The following is a 20930-nucleotide window of genomic DNA, read 5'->3' on the forward strand; positions in this document are numbered from 1 at the left end:
TTGTGCCCAGTCTCAGGACACATATTAAGTGCAAAATGAAAGTTGACGTTAACGTTAACCACTTCTTCCTCAAACCTTCCTACATAGACCGAATCAACTTAGCGTAACTATTAAGACCGTTGAATAATATGCAGAGCATTTCTTAAAAGGCGCTTGGTAATTAAGATGTTGATGAATAATTATTCATTATTTAGTTGGTTTACGTTTACGTAAACTGGTCTTTTTGAATCTATTTGTTAACTTTTAATTTAAAATGACACTGGTGTCATGGTCTTTTTTTAGCCTTTTTTTATGATTTAAACTCAAATATTTCACTTTCGGTTAATTTGTCATACCAATGAGAAATATTCATGTTAGTGAATATGTATTCATAATTGTGTTGACTCCAATTTAAAACCTCGCTAGTTTTGAATATCTGTCAAAAAATCTCGTTAGAAGTGTAACCAATGGCAGTTGTAGCAAGGGGAGGAGTCCATGTTATATGACTCGGCACTAGAAAAAGATAACTGTGGCTTTGGCTTGATAGCTCATATCAATGGTCAAGCGAGCCACAAACTCATTCGCACGGCAATCATTGGCCTAGACCGAATGCAGCACCGTGGAGGTATTGCATCCGATGGTAAAACAGGTGATGGCTGCGGATTATTATTACAAAAACCAGATAGTTTCTTTCGTGCTATTGCTGCAGAGCAAAAATGGCGACTAGGGAAGAACTACGCGGTTGGTATGATGTTCTTAAACACTGATAGTGAGCTGGCCCAAGCTGCGCGAAAGGTTGTTAATGAAGAATTAGAAAAAGAAACTTTGACGCTGGTAGGTTGGCGAGAAGTGCCAACCGATCCGTCTATGTTAGGTCCAATAGCATTAAAACAGTTGCCTAAATTTGAGCAAGTATTTGTAAGTGCGCCGGAAGGGTGGCGACCAAAAGATCTTGAGCGTCGCTTGTACATAGCCAGACGTCGCATTGAGAAACGCTTAAGCGAGGATAAACAGTTTTACATATCGAGCCTTTCTGGGCTGGTAACTGTGTACAAAGGGCTAATGATGCCCGCAGATTTGCCAAACTTTTATCTTGATTTGGCTGATATGCGAATGACTAGTGCGATTTGCGTTTTCCATCAGCGGTTTTCAACGAATACACAACCACGTTGGCCGTTGGCTCAGCCTTTTAGATATTTGGCTCATAATGGTGAAATAAATACCATCACGGGTAATCGTCAATGGGCAAGAGCGCGTGCCTATAAGTTTTCTTCACCGTTGTTGCCCGACTTACATACAGCAGCTCCATTTGTTAATGAAGAAGGTTCTGATTCGTCCAGTTTAGATAATATGCTGGAGTTATTCCTAGCTGGCGGAATGGATTTATTTCGAGCAATGCGTATGCTGGTTCCACCTGCATGGCAGCAAAACCGTGCGATGGACGAAGACTTGAGAGCATTCTATGACTTTAACTCAATGCATATGGAACCATGGGATGGACCTGCCGGTATTGTTATGTCAGATGGGCGTTTTGCTGCGTGTAACCTAGATAGAAATGGCTTACGACCCGCACGTTATGTGCTTACACAAGATGGTTTTATCACCCTCGCTTCTGAGGTTGGTATTTGGGACTATGCAGCGGACGAAGTTATCGATAAAGGCCGTGTTGGCCCAGGTGAGCTATTAGTGATAGACACCCTGCATGGAAAAATTTGGCAATCGGATGAAATTGATCAAGACCTCAAGGCTCGCCACCCATATAAAGCTTGGCTTGAGCAAAATGTAAAGCGGCTGACACCATTTGAGCAGTTGGATGAACAACAGGCCGGCGGTCGAGATATAGATGACCAAGCTCTACTGACATATCAGAAGTTATTCGGTTATAGCAATGAGGAGCTAGATCAGGTACTTCGGGTAATGGGTCAGAATGGTCAAGAAGCTACGGGCTCCATGGGAGATGATACCCCCTTTGCTGTTTTATCTGAGGGTTACCGTTCATTGTTCGACTATTTCCGTCAAAAGTTTGCGCAAGTTACCAACCCTCCAATAGATCCATTGCGTGAAAATCACGTTATGTCATTGGCCACTTGTATTGGTCGAGAGCAAAATGTATTTAATGAAACGACCGGTCACGCTAAGCGTTTGCAGTTCGATTCACCCGTATTATCTTATTCTGACATGCAGCAGCTGCGCAATGCGGATGACGAACACTATTCTATTTGTAAAGTGTCCTTACAGTATACGCTTGAGGAAGGGCTACACAATGCTGTTATGCGGATCTGCGATGAGGCTCAGCAAAAAGCTCAAGCTGGCTGCGTGATGGTGGTACTGAGTGACCGAGATATTAATGAAAACACTCTCCCTGTGCCTGCGGCGATGGCTGTGGGAGCGGTACAGCAAAGATTAGTGAATATGAATCTGCGTTGCGACTCAAACATAATTGTTGAAACTGGTAGTGCAAGAGACCCGCATCAGTTTGCGGTGTTACTTGGCTTTGGCGCTACTGCGATATATCCATACTTGGCATATGAATCTTTGGTTGCTATGTGTGACTCGGGTGTGATTAAAAAAACCTATCGAGAAGTTACGTTGGCCTATCGAAATGCTATCAACAAAGGGTTGTACAAGATCATGTCGAAGATGGGCATCAGTACCATAGCGTCATATCGCTGTTCAATGCTATTTGAGGCAGTAGGATTGTCGGACAATGTTGTAGAACTTTGCTTTAAAGGAGTAGCAAATCGAATTCAGGGTGCATGCTTTGAGGATTTCTCTGAGGAACAAGCAAAATTACACAAGCTCGCGTTTAGTAAGCGCAAGTTGTTAAGTCATGGCGGATTACTAAAATATGTTCACGGTGGTGAATATCACGCGTACAACCCCGATGTTGTGCAAAGCCTGCAGGTGGCGGTACGTTCGGGCCGTTATGAAGATTATATAAAGTACGCCCAACTGGTAAATAATCGTCCCGTGACAAATTTACGTGATCTACTAGGGCTAAAAACTCAGACACCTATTAGCATTGATGATGTAGAGCCCGCCACGGAGCTTTATAAGCGCTTTGATTCCGCAGCTATGAGTATTGGCGCCTTGTCTCCTGAAGCGCATGAAGCATTAGCAATTGCTATGAACCGTTTGGGTGGATTTTCGAACTCAGGTGAAGGTGGTGAAGATAAGTTACGCTTTGGCACAGAGAAAAACTCGCGAATTAAACAGGTTGCTTCTGGCCGTTTTGGTGTAACGCCACACTATTTACAAAGTGCTGATGTTATCCAAATCAAAGTCGCACAAGGTGCTAAACCGGGTGAAGGGGGGCAGTTACCGGGAGAGAAAGTCACGCCGTATATCGCCAAACTACGCTATTCAGTGCCTGGTGTGACCTTGATTTCACCGCCACCACATCATGATATTTACTCAATTGAAGATTTAGCACAGCTTATTTTTGACTTAAAGCAGGTTAATCCAAATGCCTTAATTTCGGTTAAGTTAGTGTCGGAGCCAGGGGTTGGCACGATAGCCACTGGAGTTGCAAAGGCATATGCCGATCTGATAACCATCGCAGGCTATGATGGCGGCACGGGGGCAAGCCCACTAACTTCAGTTAAGTATGCGGGCAGTCCGTGGGAACTGGGATTGGTCGAAACTCAGCAAGCCTTAGTTGAAAATGGTTTACGCCATCGTATTCGTTTGCAAACTGACGGTGGTTTGAAAACTGGTTTAGACATCATCAAAGCCGCAATTTTAGGGGCGGAGAGCTTTGGTTTCGGTACGGGGCCAATGGTTGCGCTCGGATGCAAGTATTTGCGTATTTGTCATCTAAACAATTGTGCAACTGGGGTTGCGACACAAGATGAAACGCTGCGTCAAAAGCATTATCACGGTCTGCCGGAAATGGCGATGAACTACTTTAAGTTCATTGCGCAAGAGGCACGTGAGCTAATGGCTGCGCTGGGTGTCACACGCTTGGTTGATTTAATTGGCCGTACGGATCTGTTGGAAATGATAGAGGGCCGTACTGCAAAGCAGAATAAATTAGATCTGTCGGGTTTGCTTGCTAAGCCAAATAACCCATCTGGTGAAACACTTTATTGTAGTACAGCTAATACTTCCCATTACCAAGGCGAGTTGAATGAACTATTACTGGATAAAGCAAAACAGGCTATAGATGGCAAAACTGGAATTTCTTTGGTTAACCGCATCGGTAATACAGACCGCTCTGTGGGTGCCATGTTGTCGGGCTATATAGCCTCTAAACACGGTAATCAGGGAATGGCTGCGGACCCCGTTGCTATCGAATTGCATGGTACTGCAGGTCAGTCATTTGGTGTGTGGAATGCTGGAGGCTTAGAAATGACTCTGGTGGGTGATGCAAATGATTATGTCGGTAAAGGCATGGCTGGCGGGAAATTGGTTATTAGGCCACCTATGGGGTCAAGCTTTGCCAGCCATCAAGCTACTATCATGGGCAATACCTGCTTATACGGAGCGACCGGAGGAAAATTGTTTGCTGCGGGTCGTGCGGGAGAGCGTTTTGCCGTTCGCAACTCCGGAGTGCAAGCCGTTGTAGAAGGGGTGGGCGATAATGGCTGTGAATATATGACAGGTGGTGTTGTGTGTATTTTAGGTGCTGTGGGTGTTAACTTCGGCGCAGGCATGACAGGAGGGTTTGCATATGTTTTAGATGAAGGTAATGACTTTGCTAAACGTATCAACCCTGAGCTAGTTGAAATTGTTGAGCTGACACAGCTGCCATCCCATCAGGAGCATTTACGAGGTCTTATTGCAGAGCACCTTGAATTAACGTGTTCATCAAGAGCAGAGCAGGTGTTAGCCAACTTTGATTTGTACTTACCGATGTTCAAGTTGGTAAAGCCAAAATCGAGCGATGTAAAAAGCCTATTAGGGCACAGGGCGCGTAGTAGCGCTGAGCTTCGTGTGCAGGCTCAATAGGGGGAAGTATGAGCGAAAACGTTTATCAATTTATTGACGTACAAAGGGTTGACCCGCGCAAGAAGCCAATTTCAACGCGTAAGCAATCTTTTGTAGAGATTTATGAGCCTTTTTCTACCAGTCAGGTAAATTCGCAGTCAGACCGATGTCTCGATTGTGGTAACCCTTATTGTGAGTGGAAATGTCCAGTACATAACTACATTCCACAGTGGTTAAAGCTGATCAGAACTGGGCGCATATTTGAAGCCGCTGAGTTGTCTCACCGCACCAATAGTTTGCCTGAGGTTTGTGGTCGTGTTTGTCCACAAGACAGACTGTGTGAGGGAGCCTGTACTCTAAATGATGAATTTGGAGCCGTGACAATCGGTAATATTGAAAAGTACATCACCGATACGGCATTTGCACAGGGTTGGAAGCCCGACATGTCGTATGTGGTTTGGAGCGATAAAAAAGTAGCGATTATCGGTGCGGGTCCCGCAGGGTTAGGGTGTGCGGACATTTTAGTTCGCAATGGTGTGAAGCCTGTTGTGTTTGACCGCAACCCTGAAATTGGCGGACTGCTCACATTCGGTATTCCTTCATTCAAGTTAGAAAAGTCGGTGATGCAAAAGCGTCGTGAAATTTTTACCGAAATGGGTGTTGAATTTCAGCTCAATACTGAAGTGGGTAAAGACATCAGTATGGATGAGTTGCTATCTCAGTATGATGCGGTATTTGTTGGTGTCGGTACCTATCAGAGCATGCGAGGTGGACTGGCAAATGAAGATGCACCAGGTGTTTACGATGCGTTGCCATTTTTGATTGGTAATACAAACCGAGTGATGGGATACGACGAGTCACAGCAACCATTTATCGACATGGCGGGTAAAAAGGTTGTAGTACTTGGTGGTGGTGACACGGCCATGGACTGTGTACGTACATCTATTCGTCAAAACGCTACCTCAGTTGTGTGTGCGTATCGCCGTGACGAAGAGAATATGCCAGGCTCACGCCGCGAGGTGAAAAATGCTAAAGAAGAAGGCGTTGAGTTCAGGTTCAACCTGCAACCAAAAGGCATTGTGGTGGATGAAATGGGCCATGTTAAGGGTGTGGAGATGGTACAAACTCAGCTCGGTGAAGCGGATGAAAATGGTCGCCGAAGAGCAGAAGAAGTACCAGGCTCTGAACATGTGTTGGACGCTGATGCGGTGTTGATGGCATTTGGGTTTAAACCACATAGCTTAGATTGGTTAGCGCAATATGATGTTGAGATTAACCACTGGGGTGGCATTGAAGCACCAGAAAAAGGGCAATTTACCCATCAAACCAGTAACCCAAAAATATTTGCGGGTGGCGATGCTGTAAGAGGGTCAGATCTGGTAGTGACAGCTATTTTTGAAGGTCGTAATGCCGCCGAGGGCATCATGGATTATTTGGGTGTTTAAGCCAAGCAAAGTTTTTATGATTCAAACTAAGTAGTAAGACCATCAAGCCCGCAAAAGCGGGCTTTTTTTGTGGTTGCTGTTGATAAGTTTTACAGTTGTACGTTACAACTGATCCCTAAATCTCCGTCTTCTTCACGAAGGCTCGCTTCCTCGTCGTTTGGATCGATGAACATCGGCAAGCGGAAGATTCGTCCCGTACTCGATAACAAGAATAATGGTGACGCAGGCATTGAAGAGTTCACTTTAGAAGGCTCGAATCGCTGTGGATTAGATGCAGACATAATTCCCACAATATCGTCACTGCCATTTAAAACACTACGAATATAGTTAAACTCACATAGGTTTTTATAGTATTGCTTGGTTTTTGGCTTACGAGTAACTGGCGCCAAATCGAAATGTCCTATTGAGTGTCTCTCTGGAGTTATCACTTCTCTATACATCGCGACTCCTCCACCTGCTAGTGCATTATTGTAGCTTTCTTGGGTTTTAGGATAGAAAACTTGAAATATACCTTGGTCTTTAACATTGCTTACCATACCGGTGGAGTAGTTATGGTCGACACTGTCCGTTAGCTTTAAATTAGCCCAACGCCTTCCATTCCAATAGCTACGATACAGGCTATGAATCGATTCGGTCGTTGGCAAGTAACCCTGGCCGTTAGTGCAGGCGATACTGCTATTGTTAACGCACGAGCGAACTGTTAGGGCATATACTTGAAGAGTATTGTTTTCTCTCTTGAAATCAATATCTTTAACGAATGTACGTGCTGTTACTGTAGAGGTAAAATCAGACAGGTCTCTGTCTTGGATAACGGCTAGTTTGTCTATTTCCGTTTTGCTGACTATCGGTGTCACAATGTCTCGTTCATAACCGTATTTGTCTAAGTATTTCCAAGATTTTCCACCATCGGTTGAAAACATATGATAAAGATTAACGCGGTTATCTGTATTGGCATCAAGGTGTGCATTGAATGCTAAATGTATTTCGTTGCCTTTGGCTTTAGCAATGGCGTAATGGCCTCCAAGTGCAGCCAGTACCTGATGTTTCTTTATATCAATGACCATTTTCCCTATGGTTTTATCATAGGTCATTGTCGCTGTATGAAGCTGCCTTGATTGTCCGCCGCCTTTGGTGTTGGTGCAGGTTGAATTCGCGTTGATAGGTAACTGATCTCCTTGTCTACCTTTACAGTAAACGGTGTAAATCACTCTCATTGTGCCGTCATTATCGGGTAGTGAAAATAATTTGGGGTAGGCCATACCTCTGAATTGTTCACTGTCTGCTTCAAAGAGTGTAGCTGTTTTATCTAGACCTGCAGCGTGTGCCGTTTTATCGAATATGGCGGCATAATCAATGCTTTCAGGTGTGACATCTTTGAAAGTTGATAAATCTCCCGCAACGGATGTTCTGAAAACAAATGAACCACGGCGAGGGCCCCTTCCAGCAACTAGCACAACTACATGCCCGTTGTTGTCGACATTGATAACAGCATTATCATGCGGATCATCGGTATATTTTGCGTGCACTAATACTGGTCTACTTACTTTTTTTGTAGTGTGGTTGTATTTACCAACATAGACCCCAATTGTATTGGTTTTATTACAGAGATAGTTTCTATCAGGGTCAAACTTTAAAGCTCTGTGATCCCTGAATTCTCTATCGTATTCTTTGGTGTCAACATTAGGATCGTTGCTATCTAGGGCACTTAAATAGGCACCTACATTGAAGAAGCATCCTGAATTATCAGGAAGGTACTGCCCATTTGAGTATTTGTGGCGTCCAAATGGTGAAACCCCTTGATTAGCGCCAGCCTCTTTGTTGATGCTGCCATTTATATCTCCCATTGAGTAGGGATTCACAACTGAAGCCGTGGCAACTTCTAAGTCGGTTAAGTTGTTTAGGTTGCCGTTATCTAAAATAACGGGGCCAGAATATACAAAATACGTAAAGTGATTGTGCTTCACAGCTATAGGGTAATGTTTGGCTGTATAAGTTGAAACTGGACCACTATATTTAGTTATGGGATCTTTCAAACCGTCTAAGTCTAGATCTAACCCGCTAGAATGTACTTTATTAACGTGGTCATTTTGAGTTCCCTTTAAGCCAAATACATGGCCAATATACCCGTAACCCGTTTTGAATTGAGTTACAGTATTGCGGGCCTTCGCGATACATCTAGCCTTACTTAAAGGCTCTTGTGTAATACAGTTGCCTTCTTTATCTTTTAAGTATTTGTAGACGTTAAATATATCTGAATGAGGATCGGAGTTTATTGCCCATGTATTGAATGAAAATAAAACTGGTAAGATGAGAAATCTTTTCAAAATATTAGTCCCTTGTCATTGATATTACTGCAGTGATTTTGAATTGTTGCGTCATTCGAAATAACGTGGGTAGTATCATATAACATGTACCCAATGTAAATACGTGAGGGGAAAATACTAAGCAATTACAAGGTGGAAGATGCGATTAAATATGCTAAACCAGATGTAAGACTGACCGAGAGGTCAGTCTTACTTACTTTTAAAACTTAAGCTCTTTGCACTGCTAGTAGTTCTTGTGCACTGGCTTTGGTGGTGGCACTAATTTTGTCACCACCAATCAGGCGGGCTATTTCTTCAATACGCATTTCATGTTCAAGTGGCCTCATTGAGGTGAAGGTTTCACCATTTTCAACAACTTTGGCGACAAAAAACTGTTGATGACCACTACATGCGACTTGAGGTAGGTGCGTCACACAAATAACTTGGGTTGATTGACCTAATTGTCTGAGCAACTTACCCACTTGCGATGCAGTAGGGCCAGAAATACCTACGTCTACTTCATCAAATATGAGTGTAGGTATAGTAACACGCTGCGCGATAATAACTTGAATAGCTAAGCTAATACGTGAAAGCTCCCCCCCAGAGGCAACTTTACCTAGCGGCTGCAATGGTTGGCCGGGGTTGGTTGAGACTAAGAATTCAATGTCATCAAAACCATTGGCAGCGGGCTTTTGTTGTGGCTTTTGCGTCAGCTCAATGGCAAAACGGCCATTTTCCATTGCAAGAGAAGCCATGCTTTTTGAGATCAGTTCATTGAGCTGCCCGGCTGCTGTTTGTCTACTTTCACTTAGCCCTTTTGCGGCAATGTTGTAGGCATGTATGGCATCGGCAATCTCTTGCTCCAAAGCATCTAAACGTTCTGAGTCTGAGCTGATTTCGTTTAGCTCTAGTTTTAGCTGTTGATGTAAGGCAAATAGCTCGTTTGGCTTAATCGTATGTTTACGTGCCAAGTCCATGGCTTTTGACAAGCGCTCCTCCAGCTCTTGTAGACGCATTGGGTCTTGCTCAATGTTCTCTCCATAGCTGCGAACTTCTCGACAAGCTTCTTCTATTTGTACGGCGGCTTCTTCAAGCATTTGTGCAATAGAACTGAGCTGGTTGTCGTAGCTTGCCAGTTCGCAAAATTTTTGCGCACTGTGTTGTAGTTGACTCAGTACGGTTTGATCATCTTCATAGAGGTGTGAAAGTTCACGCTGACAGGTTTCTAATATCGTCTGGCTGTGACTTAAACGGCTATGCTCTGTTTCTATTTCTTCAAATTCACCTTCTTGTAAAGCGAATTCATCTAATTCAGCAACTTGATATTCAAGCAGTTGTTGCTTTGCAGCTTGCGTTTGCTGTTGCTTTTGCAGCTCGCTATATTCGCGTTGCAGCTTATTAAAGTGGACATATTGTGCATTGACCGCATTGAGCAAAGCATGGTGCCCTGCATAGGCGTCGAGTAGGTGAAGTTGATGCTCTGGCTTGAGTAACAGTTGGTGAGCATGTTGGCCGTGGATAGAGATCAAATGTTGGCCTAGTTCTCTGAGCTGGCCTGCGGTAACGGCAATGCCGTTGATATAGCTCTTGCTGCGGCCATTTTTACCAATGACTCGGCGTAAAATGCAATCCTGATCTTCGTTGTTGAGCATATGCTCACTTAAAAATTGTTTTGCGATGGGTAACTCTGAGATATCAAAGTGTGCGCTTATTTGAGTTTTGTCCGCACCGGGACGAATGGCTGTGGCATCAGCTCGCTCACCCAGACACAATGACAGTGCGTCTATAGCGATAGACTTGCCTGCACCTGTTTCACCGGTGATGGCGGTCATACCAGAGCGCCACTCGACTTGTAGCGCGTTTACAATAGCAAAGTTTTTAATTTCTAAGTTAATAAGCATACTGTGCATCCAAACAGTGGTTATACTGTTAATCTATACAGTATGCTGATTAAAAGCAACTCGAATTTTATTAAATCAACACAATATTCACTAGCTAGTGGTTAGCCTCTGCCTTGCATCTAACATGTGTTGTTTGGTTTGTTCACCTAACTCATTGTCACTGTTATCGTCAGAATCACCTTCTTGTGATTCTGCTTCTGTTTCCATGCCCATAGGGACATCGGGGGTTTTGATAAGTGTTATTAACGCTGGAAGTATTTCGTAGTAAAAGTCTTTGTTGTAGGCAATTCCGTTAGAAGGTAATTCTGCTACGAAATATTGTAGTTGTTCGGCGAGTAAATCTGTATTACCCGTGATTCTACATTTTCCTAACTCAGTACCTACAGTGCGCGTAAATAACTCACTGACTACTTCAAGCTGGCTCAGGTTATCTTCTGTGTGTGCTTGAACTACAAAGAAGTTACTGACAATAGCATTGATTTTTGGTGCGTACTTAGGGCGCAGTATTTTGGCGTCCACATACTCTGCTGTTTTATGCTTAAAGCTGGTAGTGATCTCTTTTAAACGGTTGTTAAAAATCTTCTTTTCGGCTTCGCGGGCCTTTTTTCGATTATTTTCTATCACAACGTACACTCCAAGCAATGTAATAAGAAGTAGTAGTGTGAAAAAAACAATGTAACTGATCATGTCGGGTTAACTTTCCTAAATTAGAAAAATATTTTGATGTATTTTGCGGTATCTTACAGGTATTAGTAAAGCCTGCTACCCCAATTTAATTTTTGTCTTAGCACGTTGTAGTACGAGTACGATTTTGGATGGATCAAACGCAGTGCTTTATCTGCCTTTTTAATGACCACTTCATCGCCAGGGAGCAAGGCAAGCACCACATGGCTATCGCAGCTTACTTGCAGGCTATCTGTATTTTCCAGGCTCAGCTTGAGCCTAATTTCGTTGTTGGCATCAACGACCAAGGGGCGACTTGAAAGCGTGTGAGGAAACATTGGCACCAAAGCCATAGCGTTAAGCTGAGGCGTCAGAATAGGCCCTCCGCCAGATAGAGAATACGCGGTTGACCCTGTTGGGGTTGAAACTATCAGACCGTCAGAGCGCTGAGAGAAGACAAACTCACCATTAATAAAGGCTTCAAACTCTATCATGTGCGCGACTTTATCAGCGTGAAGTACGGCTTCATTCACCGCAAGGTTTGCGCTTTTTAGTTCGGCGTGACGATACACTTCAACTTCTAATAAAAATCGAGACTCGGAAATAAACTCACCACGTAATACTTCCTCAAGACTAGCTTCGAATCCATCCGGATTTAAATCTGTCAAAAAGCCAAGGTTACCTCTGTTGACACCTATAACAGCTACATCAAAGCGTGCTAACACACGTGCTGCGCCGAGCATGTTACCATCACCGCCGACGACGATGGCCAAGTCACATTGATTGCCTAACTCAACTAGTTCTGTGAGCGAATTGTTATCAATGTTAGATATTTGCGCTCCTACGCGCGCTTCAACCAATACGGTGTAACCAAGTGCTTGCAAAAAGGTGTATAAGCGTTGTAAGGTCAACGCCGCGCCTTCATGACTCGGCTTACCAATTAAACCAATGGTTTTGAAGTGAGTCGTCATGTTGAATATCCTTGAAAATAATAGCGCAAGACTAACTTAAAAAGTTAGGACTTGAAACTGGCAAATGATGTCACTACATAAATAATATGAAATTAACAGCACGCGACCAACAAATCTTTTCTGCCGTGATGAGCTTATACTGTAACGGCGAGGGGCATCCTGTTGCTTCGAGTAAAATAGCGAAGCAAAAAGGCATGGCAGTTTGCTCTGCTACCGTTCGCAATGCAATGGCAAGATTAGAAAAGGTGGGTCTACTTTATTCGCCTCACACATCGGCGGGTAGAGTACCCACAGATTCGGGGTTGAAATACTGGCTGGATGAATATTTTGCACTCCCACAGATAGCAAATTACTGGCAACCAGAACAAAATCAATTGGTAGAATTTGCTCACAGCTTGAGTCAAAGATTTAATGTTTGTTGTTGTGTTGGTTTGCCACAAGCAAGTTCACAGTTGGTATTTCGAGTTGAAGTCTTAGCTTTTGATAGTAGCTCATGGTTGGTGCTACTTATTGACCGGGCGGGGCAGTCACAAAATATTTGTATCAACAAGCCTAGAGATGACAGCGATCAGCATAGATATCTATTCGCTGCATGGATGAATACGGTATTTAGCCAACAAACGTTGATCGAAGGCTTGCACCGTATGCGCGCTATGGCGCACAGCGCTCCTGAAAACTGCCGTGAGCAGTTAGCCCAATGGACAAAAGAACTTCACCACCAACTTGGTACTGATAATAGTATTGTTGTGGGAGAGAGATATTTATATCAAGGGTTGGACATAGAAGCTGAACTCAATATTGGCGTATCATTTTTACACCAGGTTGAAGATAAACTAGCGTTTAAAAATGGTTTGTCGGTCGTACTGGGGGTTGAGTTGAGTACACTCAATGTCAAACAGTCAGTTGTTTTGAGTGTCCCCTATTTTCACAAAGGTGAATACCAGAGCAGATTTTGTGTAATTTGCCCATCTAATGCACCGATTGAAGCGATCATTACACAATTTTCTCAAATCACGCCATTAGGGGCTTGAATCTCAAAATTCAATCCCCATAATTAGCCACAGTTGTAAAGAATTGGAGAAATCTTACATGTCTGAGCAAACCAATGCCCCTGAACATGAACAAGAAGCTGCTGAACAAGTAGAACAAGCAGCTCAAACACAAGAAGAAACACAAGCACAAGATCAAGCGCAAGCAGAGCTAAGCCCAGAAGAAGAAATTGCGGGTTTATATGCTGAGCTAGAAGCTGCCAAGCAGACTATCGCTGATCAGCAAGACAGTGTCGTACGCGCCGCTGCTGACGTTGAGAATATGCGCCGCAGAGCTGCTCAGGATGTTGAAAAAGCACATAAGTTTGCGTTAGAGAAGTTTGCTAACGAACTTTTACCTGTGATTGATAATCTAGAGCGTGCTATTGAATTCTCTGACAGAGAGAATGAAACCTTGAAGCCTGTGCTAGAAGGTATCGATATGACCTTGAAGAGCTTCTCTGACGCAGTGGCTAAGTTCGGTGTTGAAACGGTTAACCCACAAGGTGAAACGTTTAACCCAGAGTTACACCAAGCTATGTCTATTCAACCAAGCAATGATGTATCACCAAACACCGTTCTTGCGGTCATGCAGAAGGGTTATACATTAAATGGTCGTTTATTACGACCTGCAATGGTTATGGTTTCTAAAGAAGCGGAATAAGTATCTCTTTGGAACATAAAGAAAAGCCGAACTACTCGGCTTTTTTTATGCCTGATTTTTGCAAAAGCTGATAGATGCAACATAGTACCAAAGCGCTTAGCATCATGCAGGCAAAGGGCAATGCAGTGCTGGGCTCAATGAAGGCTAAAATTGGGCCAACTAGGGCACCACTGCCAAAACGTAAAGTGCCAATCACTGCGGTGGCGGTACCTGTGTGCTGTTCAAAGGCGATTAAGATTAACGCGTCCGCGTTGCTAGCGATAATACCTAAGCTCATCATCAATGGTGCAATGGTACTTGCAAATATCCAGACATTGACCTGTAGAGAGCTTTGTATTACTAAAGCGGTACCTGCGATCATACCAATAAACAGACCTATATAGAGTACGCGTCTTGAGCCTAGTTTTGGAACTAATCGTGTATTAAGAAAGTTGCCCAACATTAACGCCATCACATTGAGCGCAAATAAAATACCAAACAATTGCTCTGAGACATTGAAATAATCAAGGTAGACAAAAGGCACCGAAGTGAGGAAGCAGAAAAAAGCAAATGATGCCGCCATGGAAGTAAGTAAATCCATGCGACATAGCTTGTTGGACAGCACTTGCTGATAGTTTCTAAAAAAGAAACGAGCGGAAATTTTGTCGTTGCTAAATCGGGGCACATCAATGTTGGCGAATGTAATAAAAATAAGAACCGCGGTCGCGTATAAAGTTAAACACCAAAATATTGCACTCCAATGCCATATGAGCATAAGGGCTGCGCCGATGCTCGGGGCAAGCAGAGGAGCGAGCATCATTATCATAGACACATAAGACATGCCTTTGGCTGTATCTTGCTGATAAAAGTGTCTAATAATTCCAGGTATAACCACAGTGGCCGCCGCGCCGGTAAAAGCTTGTATGATCCTAAGCAGATTGAATGTCTCAATGTTTGTGCTCATCGCAAGTAGTGCAGAGCTGATGGCGAATCCAAACAGCCCAAAACGCGCTAACAGGGTGCGCGAAAATCTGTCGGCCAGTGGGCCAAAAACCAGCATACCGAGTGCATAGCCGGCTAAGTAGCTACTTAGAGATACCTGAACTTTTTCTAAAGAGGTGTCAAGTTGTTCTGCGATAGCAACCATCGCTGGAAGATATAGGTCTACTGCAAGCGGTGTTAACGCCACTATACTGGCTAATAATGGCAAGAATAACCGGCCAAGAGAATGAGCGTGTTGCACAAGAATCCAAAGTGATGAGTTTGCAACAAGTCTATCAAATTTAGACGTGTTCAGGGGAGATTCTGAGTTAGAGGGCAATAATATGGGTTAAGACTTTGCTTTTGTTCTACTTGGTACTTGAGTAGCAAATCAGATGTTTTAAACTACCAGCAAACTTAATGTTACGGGAATTAACCGCATGAAGAAATTACTTACCGCCTTTGCTATTACGTTAGCTATATCAGGGTGCAAAACCTCACCGACTGGGCGTACACAGATCACGCTATATTCTGATCAACAAATGAGTGAGATGGGTGTTGCCAGCTTTTCGCAAATGAAAGAGCAGCAGCCAATCGAAGCGGACAAGGCGACTAATGCTTATGTGAAATGTATTGCTGATCATCTCATTGACCAATTGCCTGCTGAATATGCAAGTCAACAGTGGGAAGTAGTGGTATTCAAAGAACCAAGCGCTAATGCGTTTGCTCTTCCAGGTGGCAAAATTGGTGTTCATACAGGATTATTAGAGGTGGCCAAGAATCAACATCAACTCGCAGCGGTGATGGGCCATGAAGTAGGCCACGTGATTGCGCAACATGCAAACGAGCGCGTATCGCAAAACAGTTTGCTACAGTTTGGTTTACAGGCGAGTAATGTTGCATTGCAAATGGGTGATGTGCAATACCGTGACGCTATTATGCAAGGGTTAGGGTTAGGGGCTCAATTTGGCGTTGCATTACCATTTAGCCGCTCGCATGAAAGTGAGGCGGATATAATAGGACTGGACCTGATGGCCAAGGCGGGTTTTGATCCGGAGGGTGCGGTCGCTTTGTGGCAAAATATGGAAGCGGCATCTGAAGAGCGTCCTCCCGAATTTATGTCTACACACCCAGCACCACAAAGTCGCATTGCTAATTTACAGCAGGGTATGATTAAAGCGCGTGAACTCAAACAACAAGCTTGGCAGTCAGGTTCAAAGCCACAGTGCAAGTAAGTTGCTAGTTGGTTTTAAGTGTTCACTATCATATGAAATGCGCATTGACTGCTATAGTTAATGCGCACATTGAGTAAGCTGCTTGGTTGCTGGCGCCTAAATGAAATTTGATCTGGCTCAAAATAGGCAGCAACACAGTGAGAGAGAGGACAAAAGTCCTTATCTGAAGGTGCTTATTTATCTATGCTCGCCAGTTATCTATAGAGGACTAACACTAAGATAGGCGGGTTTAGATACCGATTGCTTATTTACGAGTGAACTCATGCAATAATCAAGTGGAATCATTATGCAACAATTACCTACGGTCGATTATCGTGCGCCAGATGCTGCAGCACAATTTGTCGAGTCTTTACGCAATACAGGCTTTGGTGTGTTGAAAAACCACCCAATCCCACAGCAGTTAGTTGAGTCTATCTACAAAAACTGGCAAGAGTTTTTCAACTCTGAGCAAAAGCATGAGTTTTTGTTCGACAAACAAACTCAAGATGGCTATTTTCCACCTGATGTATCAGAGGTTGCAAAAGGCTTTACTGTTAAAGACATCAAAGAGTACTTTCATGTTTACCCTAAAGGTCGCGTGCCTGCGCAATTAGAAGCTGAAGTTCGTGAATATTACCGACTAGCTAATGAGTTTGCAGCCCAGTTATTGAGCTGGGTACAAGAGCAAGCGCCAGAAGATGTACGCGCAAAGTTTTCAATTGACCTGAAAGACATGATTGCTAATTCTGAGCAAACGTTACTGCGTATATTACATTACCCGCCAATGACGGGCGATGAAGAGCCTGGTGCAATTCGTGCAGCTGCTCATGGAGATATTAATTTGCTAACGGTATTACCTGCTGCAAATGAGCCGGGCCTTCAGGTGCAAACTAAAGAGGGTGGTTGGCTTGATGTACCTTGTGACTTTGGTTCTTTAATCATTAATATTGGTGATATGTTGCAAGAGGCGTCTGGTGGATATTTCCCATCAACCATTCACAGAGTAATTAACCCAACAGGTAAAGCCTCTACGAAATCTCGCATTTCTTTACCGTTGTTTTTACACCCTCGCCCTGATGTTGTTTTATCAGAGCGATACACCGCGGATAGCTACCTTCAGGAAAGGTTAGCTGAACTCGGCGTTAAATAGAACAGAGCGGCATAGCCGCTCTATTTGTATGTAATTCAATAAGTTAACAAGACTTACCCGCGAACTTTGTTTCTATATAATCAATATACTTATCAAAATTACGCTGACAACCTGATGATTCTGTGCAATATTAGAATTTTTCATTGTCGAACAAATTTGTCAAAAAAGTAATGACAACGCTGTCATTTTGTGTGTAACATTAATTCAACACGACTCAATGCTCAGCAATAATTATAAAATTGAGCCAACTCCAATCGATAGAGGTCGCTACATGATGGCTAAACAGGTGCAACAAGACCAGTTATATATAGGTATAGACGGCGGAGGAACCAAATGCCGCGCTACTATCTACTCAAAGCAACACGGTGTGCTAGGCACTGGGCTGGGAGGTCCGGCAAATCCACTACATGGTCTTGAACGTACGTTAGAGTCAATCATGGTTTCTACACAGCTAGCTCTGCAAGATGCTGGCTTGCGCGTAGAGCAAGTTCATGAGCTCAACGCCGGAATGGGTCTAGCTGGCGTTAATTTACCGGCTCTATATGACAAAATCATGCAGTGGGATCACCCTTTCCGACAAATGTTCTTAACCACGGACTTACATACGGCTTGTATTGGAGCACATGAAGGACAGGACGGCGCAGTTATTATAACCGGCACTGGTTCGTGCGGTTTTTCTATCGTCAGCGGACGTTCTGTTAATTATGGTGGCCATGGTTTTGCGCAAGGTGACATTGGCAGTGGTGCTTGGATGGGTTTGGAAGCAATTAAAGCCGTATTACTTGACTTAGATGGGTTGGGCAAAAGTACCGCATTGACAGATATGTTCAAATCTCACTTTAATACACTCACTGCAATGGGAATTGCTGAACAAACGGCAGGGCAACCGTCTAGCGGATACGCCAAACTAGCTCGATTTGTATTTAGTGCTGCAGAACAAGAAGATGAAGTTGCGCTATCTATTGTCACTCAGGGGGCAGATTATATTAGCCGCCTAGCAAAACGTTTATTAGAAAACCAGCCACCTCGCTTATCGATGATTGGTGGATTGGCCGAGCCACTAAATAAATGGTTAGACCCTGATGTTGCTGCGCGTGTTGAGCTTCCAAAGCAGCCACCTGAGATGGGCGCGATTTATTTTGCGATTCAGAATGTAGAGCAGAGTTTGGAAAAGGTTAATTAATGACGACACACATATATCGAGCGGATAAGCTATTTGACGGTTTTGATTTTAAAGAAAATGTTTGTTTTGCTGTAAAAGACGGAAAAATAAGCTTTGATGTTGACGCTCACAGTGACTCCATTAAGCCTCTATCAGGACTGGTAGTTCCCGGGTTCATAGATGTTCAGGTCAATGGCGGTGGCGGGGCATTTTTCAATGCTCAGCAGTCGAGTGCTTGTTTAGAGAAGATGTTGTTAGCGCATGGTCAGTATGGTTCAACAGCTATCATGCCAACTTTGATCACTGACAAAATAGAAGTGATGAAAGCTGCAGCAGATGCGACGGCTCAGGCCGTAGCTAACAAGCAAAAAGGTATTGTTGGGATCCATTTTGAGGGACCACATTTATCTCACCCTAAAAAGGGTACCCATAGCGAGCAGTATATTAGGCCTATTTCGCAAGAAGAGTTTGCTATCTACGCACGTCAAGATTTAGGTATAAAAATGGTCACCTTAGCGCCTGAAACAGTGCCGTTGGAAGATATTAAACGTTTGGTTGCGCTCGGAGTAAAGGTCAGTATTGGGCATTCTAATGCCGACTTTGATACGACGATGGCTGCACTTCATGTTGGAGCAGACGGTTTCACGCATCTATTTAATGCTATGTCCGCGTTCACATCTCGCGAGCCAGGTGTTGTTGGTGCCGCATTGTGGGATGACAATAGCTGGTGTGGAATAATTGTCGATGGGCATCATGTTCATAGTACCTCGGCAAAGCTGGCGATTCGTACAAAACAGCGTGGCAAAATAATGTTAGTTACGGATGCGATGCCACCTGTTGGCACAAATGACATGGAGTTTGACTTCTTCGATGGCCGTAAGGTGATACGAACAGGTGATAGGCTGAACTCTAGCACGGGAGAACTAGCTGGTAGTGTATTAGATATGTCCAGTGCGGTACGCAACACTGTAAATGAACTGGAAGTGTCATTGAGTGAAAGCTTACGAATGGCTTCACTCTATCCAGCTCAATATTTAGGGCTTAAGGCTAAGGGGCACTTACTCGAAGGGGCGGATGCAGACTTCGTGGTATTAGATGAGCAATTGTTTACACAATCCACTTACATCGCTGGACATCAATTATAGATTTCCCTGAATGAAAACCCCGTTGCAGTTTAACGGGGCTTTTTCCTTTTAGGAGGGCCAAAATGAATACAATAATAAAGAAAAAACGCCTCGCGTCATTAGATGCATTGCGAGGAATGGATATGTTTTGGATTTTAGGTGGACAGTCAATTTTTGCTGCGTTATTTGTGCTAACGGGCTGGCAAGGGTGGAAGCTCTTCGAAGCACATACGCTACATAGCCAGTGGCATGGTTTCACGTTTTATGACTTGATATTCCCATTATTTATATTTCTCTCTGGTGTGGCGATGGGTCTTTCCCCTAAACGGATTGACGAGTTACCCTTTTCACAGCGCAAACCCTACTATCAAAAGGCATTAAAAAGACTCCTGTTATTATGTTTTTTAGGGGTTTTGTATAACCACGGCTGGGGAACAGGCATACCTGCGGCTTTGGACGAAATACGCTATTCGAGTGTATTGGGACGTATCGCTATCGCTTGGTTTTTTTGTGCGCTATTGGTGTGGCATACCAGCGCACGAGTTCAGGCGATTGTGGCGGTAGGTATTTTGCTGTTTTATTGGCTTTTGCTCTGTTTTATTCCCGTTCCAGGGGGAGATGCAGGCGATTTAAGTGCGATGGGGGCGGGTAGTTGGAATGCTTGGTTTGACAAGCATCTACTGCCAGGAATTAGTTACCAGAACCGGGTCGTTGACCCAGAAGGAGTACTTTCCAGTTTGCCTGCTATTGTTAATGCAATTGCCGGAGTATTTGTCGGTCGTTTTATTGCTCAAGCTGAATGTTTTGGTCAATGGCGCAGTGTGGCTATGCTTTTTGCAGCAGGGGTGGTGAGTGTACTGGTGGGCTGGATATGGGATTGGCATTTTCCTGTAAATAAAGAATTGTGGAGCAGTTCATTTGTCTTGGTAACGGTTGGATGGAGTGCCATATTATTCGCGGCTTTTTATGCTTTGGTGGATGTGCTAAATGGACAGCGTCTCGCTTATCCATTTATTATTATTGGCGCAAACTCCATCATTATTTATCTTGCCTCTTCATTGGTTAACTGGACCTATATTAGTAAAAGTTTGTTTGGTGCTCTGGTGAGCGCATCAGATCCACAATGGCAGCCTTTACTCTCTGTTATTGCTCTTTTATTAGTGCAGTTGTTGGTATTACACTGGATGTACAAGCGTAAGATTTTCGTCAGTGTATGATAGTAAAATTAATTTATTTCAATGTCTGCAAGCCCGCACTAAATGCGGGCTTGCGTGTTTTTGACCTAAAAATAGAGAATTTTCCTTCACTTTTACTTTACAAAGCATTTTATTCTGATAATAATGACAGCGTTGTCATAATGGTAATGCCTAATTACAGTGTATCCCAATTAGGTTTGATCTGGCCTTCCTTTGATTGCACGCGAAGTAAGGTTCAGAT

General features: G+C 43.7%; 14 protein-coding genes. 9 read left to right on the top strand and 5 right to left on the bottom strand.

Features of this window, described 5'->3' with window-relative positions:
- Positions 1–474: 474 nt before the first annotated feature.
- Together gltB and BIW53_RS09265 are read left to right on the top strand one after the other, a co-directional pair.
- Entirely contained in the window at positions 475–4929 is a 4455-nt protein-coding gene (gene gltB / locus BIW53_RS09260) for a glutamate synthase large subunit (RefSeq protein WP_070991547.1), read from the top strand.
- 8 nt (positions 4930–4937) lie between these two features.
- Positions 4938–6353: an FAD-dependent oxidoreductase gene (locus BIW53_RS09265; protein ID WP_070991548.1), complete on the top strand. Its 1416-nt coding sequence runs from the start codon at positions 4938–4940 to the stop codon at positions 6351–6353.
- An 89-nt stretch (positions 6354–6442) separates the two neighbouring features.
- On the opposite strand, the gene BIW53_RS09270 is transcribed toward BIW53_RS09265, so the two are convergent.
- The 4 genes from BIW53_RS09270 to nadK all read right to left on the bottom strand — a co-directional run bounded on the left by BIW53_RS09270 (position 6443) and on the right by nadK (position 12191).
- Positions 6443–8677 carry a hypothetical protein gene (locus BIW53_RS09270; protein WP_070991549.1) on the bottom strand — a complete coding sequence of 745 codons (2235 nt, stop codon included), beginning with the start codon at positions 8675–8677 and terminating at the stop codon, positions 6443–6445.
- Between the two features lie 206 nt (positions 8678–8883).
- Positions 8884–10557, bottom strand: a complete 1674-nt coding sequence (gene recN, locus BIW53_RS09275) for a DNA repair protein RecN (RefSeq protein WP_070991550.1) — start codon at positions 10555–10557, stop codon at positions 8884–8886.
- Between the two features lie 90 nt (positions 10558–10647).
- Positions 10648–11241 (bottom strand): hypothetical protein, encoded by a 594-nt coding sequence (locus tag BIW53_RS09280; RefSeq protein WP_070991646.1) that lies wholly within the window; start codon positions 11239–11241, stop codon positions 10648–10650.
- Between the two features lie 65 nt (positions 11242–11306).
- Positions 11307–12191: an NAD(+) kinase gene (nadK, locus tag BIW53_RS09285; protein ID WP_070991551.1), complete on the bottom strand. Its 885-nt coding sequence runs from the start codon at positions 12189–12191 to the stop codon at positions 11307–11309.
- A gap of 86 nt (positions 12192–12277) precedes the next feature.
- Here nadK and BIW53_RS09290 point away from each other — a divergent pair, with 86 nt between their 5' ends.
- Both BIW53_RS09290 and grpE read left to right on the top strand, forming a co-directional pair.
- Positions 12278–13222, top strand: a complete 945-nt coding sequence (locus BIW53_RS09290; protein WP_070991552.1) for an HrcA family transcriptional regulator — start codon at positions 12278–12280, stop codon at positions 13220–13222.
- Positions 13223–13280: 58 nt separating this feature from the next.
- Positions 13281–13883, top strand: coding sequence for a nucleotide exchange factor GrpE (gene grpE / locus BIW53_RS09295; protein ID WP_070991553.1), 603 nt, complete (start codon positions 13281–13283; stop codon positions 13881–13883).
- 31 nt (positions 13884–13914) lie between these two features.
- Here the strand turns inward: grpE and BIW53_RS09300 are convergent, their stop codons facing one another.
- Positions 13915–15105, bottom strand: coding sequence for a Bcr/CflA family efflux MFS transporter (locus BIW53_RS09300; RefSeq protein WP_070991554.1), 1191 nt, complete (start codon positions 15103–15105; stop codon positions 13915–13917).
- Positions 15106–15283: 178 nt separating this feature from the next.
- Here BIW53_RS09300 and BIW53_RS09305 point away from each other — a divergent pair, with 178 nt between their 5' ends.
- The 5 genes from BIW53_RS09305 to nagX all read left to right on the top strand — a co-directional run bounded on the left by BIW53_RS09305 (position 15284) and on the right by nagX (position 20710).
- Positions 15284–16078, top strand: coding sequence for a M48 family metallopeptidase (locus BIW53_RS09305; protein ID WP_070991555.1), 795 nt, complete (start codon positions 15284–15286; stop codon positions 16076–16078).
- 286 nt (positions 16079–16364) lie between these two features.
- Positions 16365–17207: an isopenicillin N synthase family dioxygenase gene (locus BIW53_RS09310; protein ID WP_070991556.1), complete on the top strand. Its 843-nt coding sequence runs from the start codon at positions 16365–16367 to the stop codon at positions 17205–17207.
- Between the two features lie 271 nt (positions 17208–17478).
- The gene (gene nagK, locus BIW53_RS09315; protein WP_070991557.1) at positions 17479–18390 is read left to right on the top strand and encodes an N-acetylglucosamine kinase; all 912 of its coding nucleotides are present in this window, start codon (positions 17479–17481) and stop codon (positions 18388–18390) included.
- The gene (gene nagA / locus BIW53_RS09320; protein WP_070991558.1) at positions 18390–19514 is read left to right on the top strand and encodes an N-acetylglucosamine-6-phosphate deacetylase; all 1125 of its coding nucleotides are present in this window, start codon (positions 18390–18392) and stop codon (positions 19512–19514) included. Before nagK ends, nagA begins: the two co-directional genes overlap by 1 nt.
- A gap of 62 nt (positions 19515–19576) precedes the next feature.
- Positions 19577–20710 (top strand): transmembrane glucosamine N-acetyltransferase NagX, encoded by a 1134-nt coding sequence (nagX, locus tag BIW53_RS09325; RefSeq protein ID WP_070991559.1) that lies wholly within the window; start codon positions 19577–19579, stop codon positions 20708–20710.
- The last annotated feature ends 220 nt before the right edge of the window (positions 20711–20930 follow it).

The sequence above is a fragment of the Pseudoalteromonas byunsanensis genome (assembly GCF_001854475.1).
Lineage (GTDB): Bacteria > Pseudomonadota > Gammaproteobacteria > Enterobacterales > Alteromonadaceae > Pseudoalteromonas > Pseudoalteromonas byunsanensis.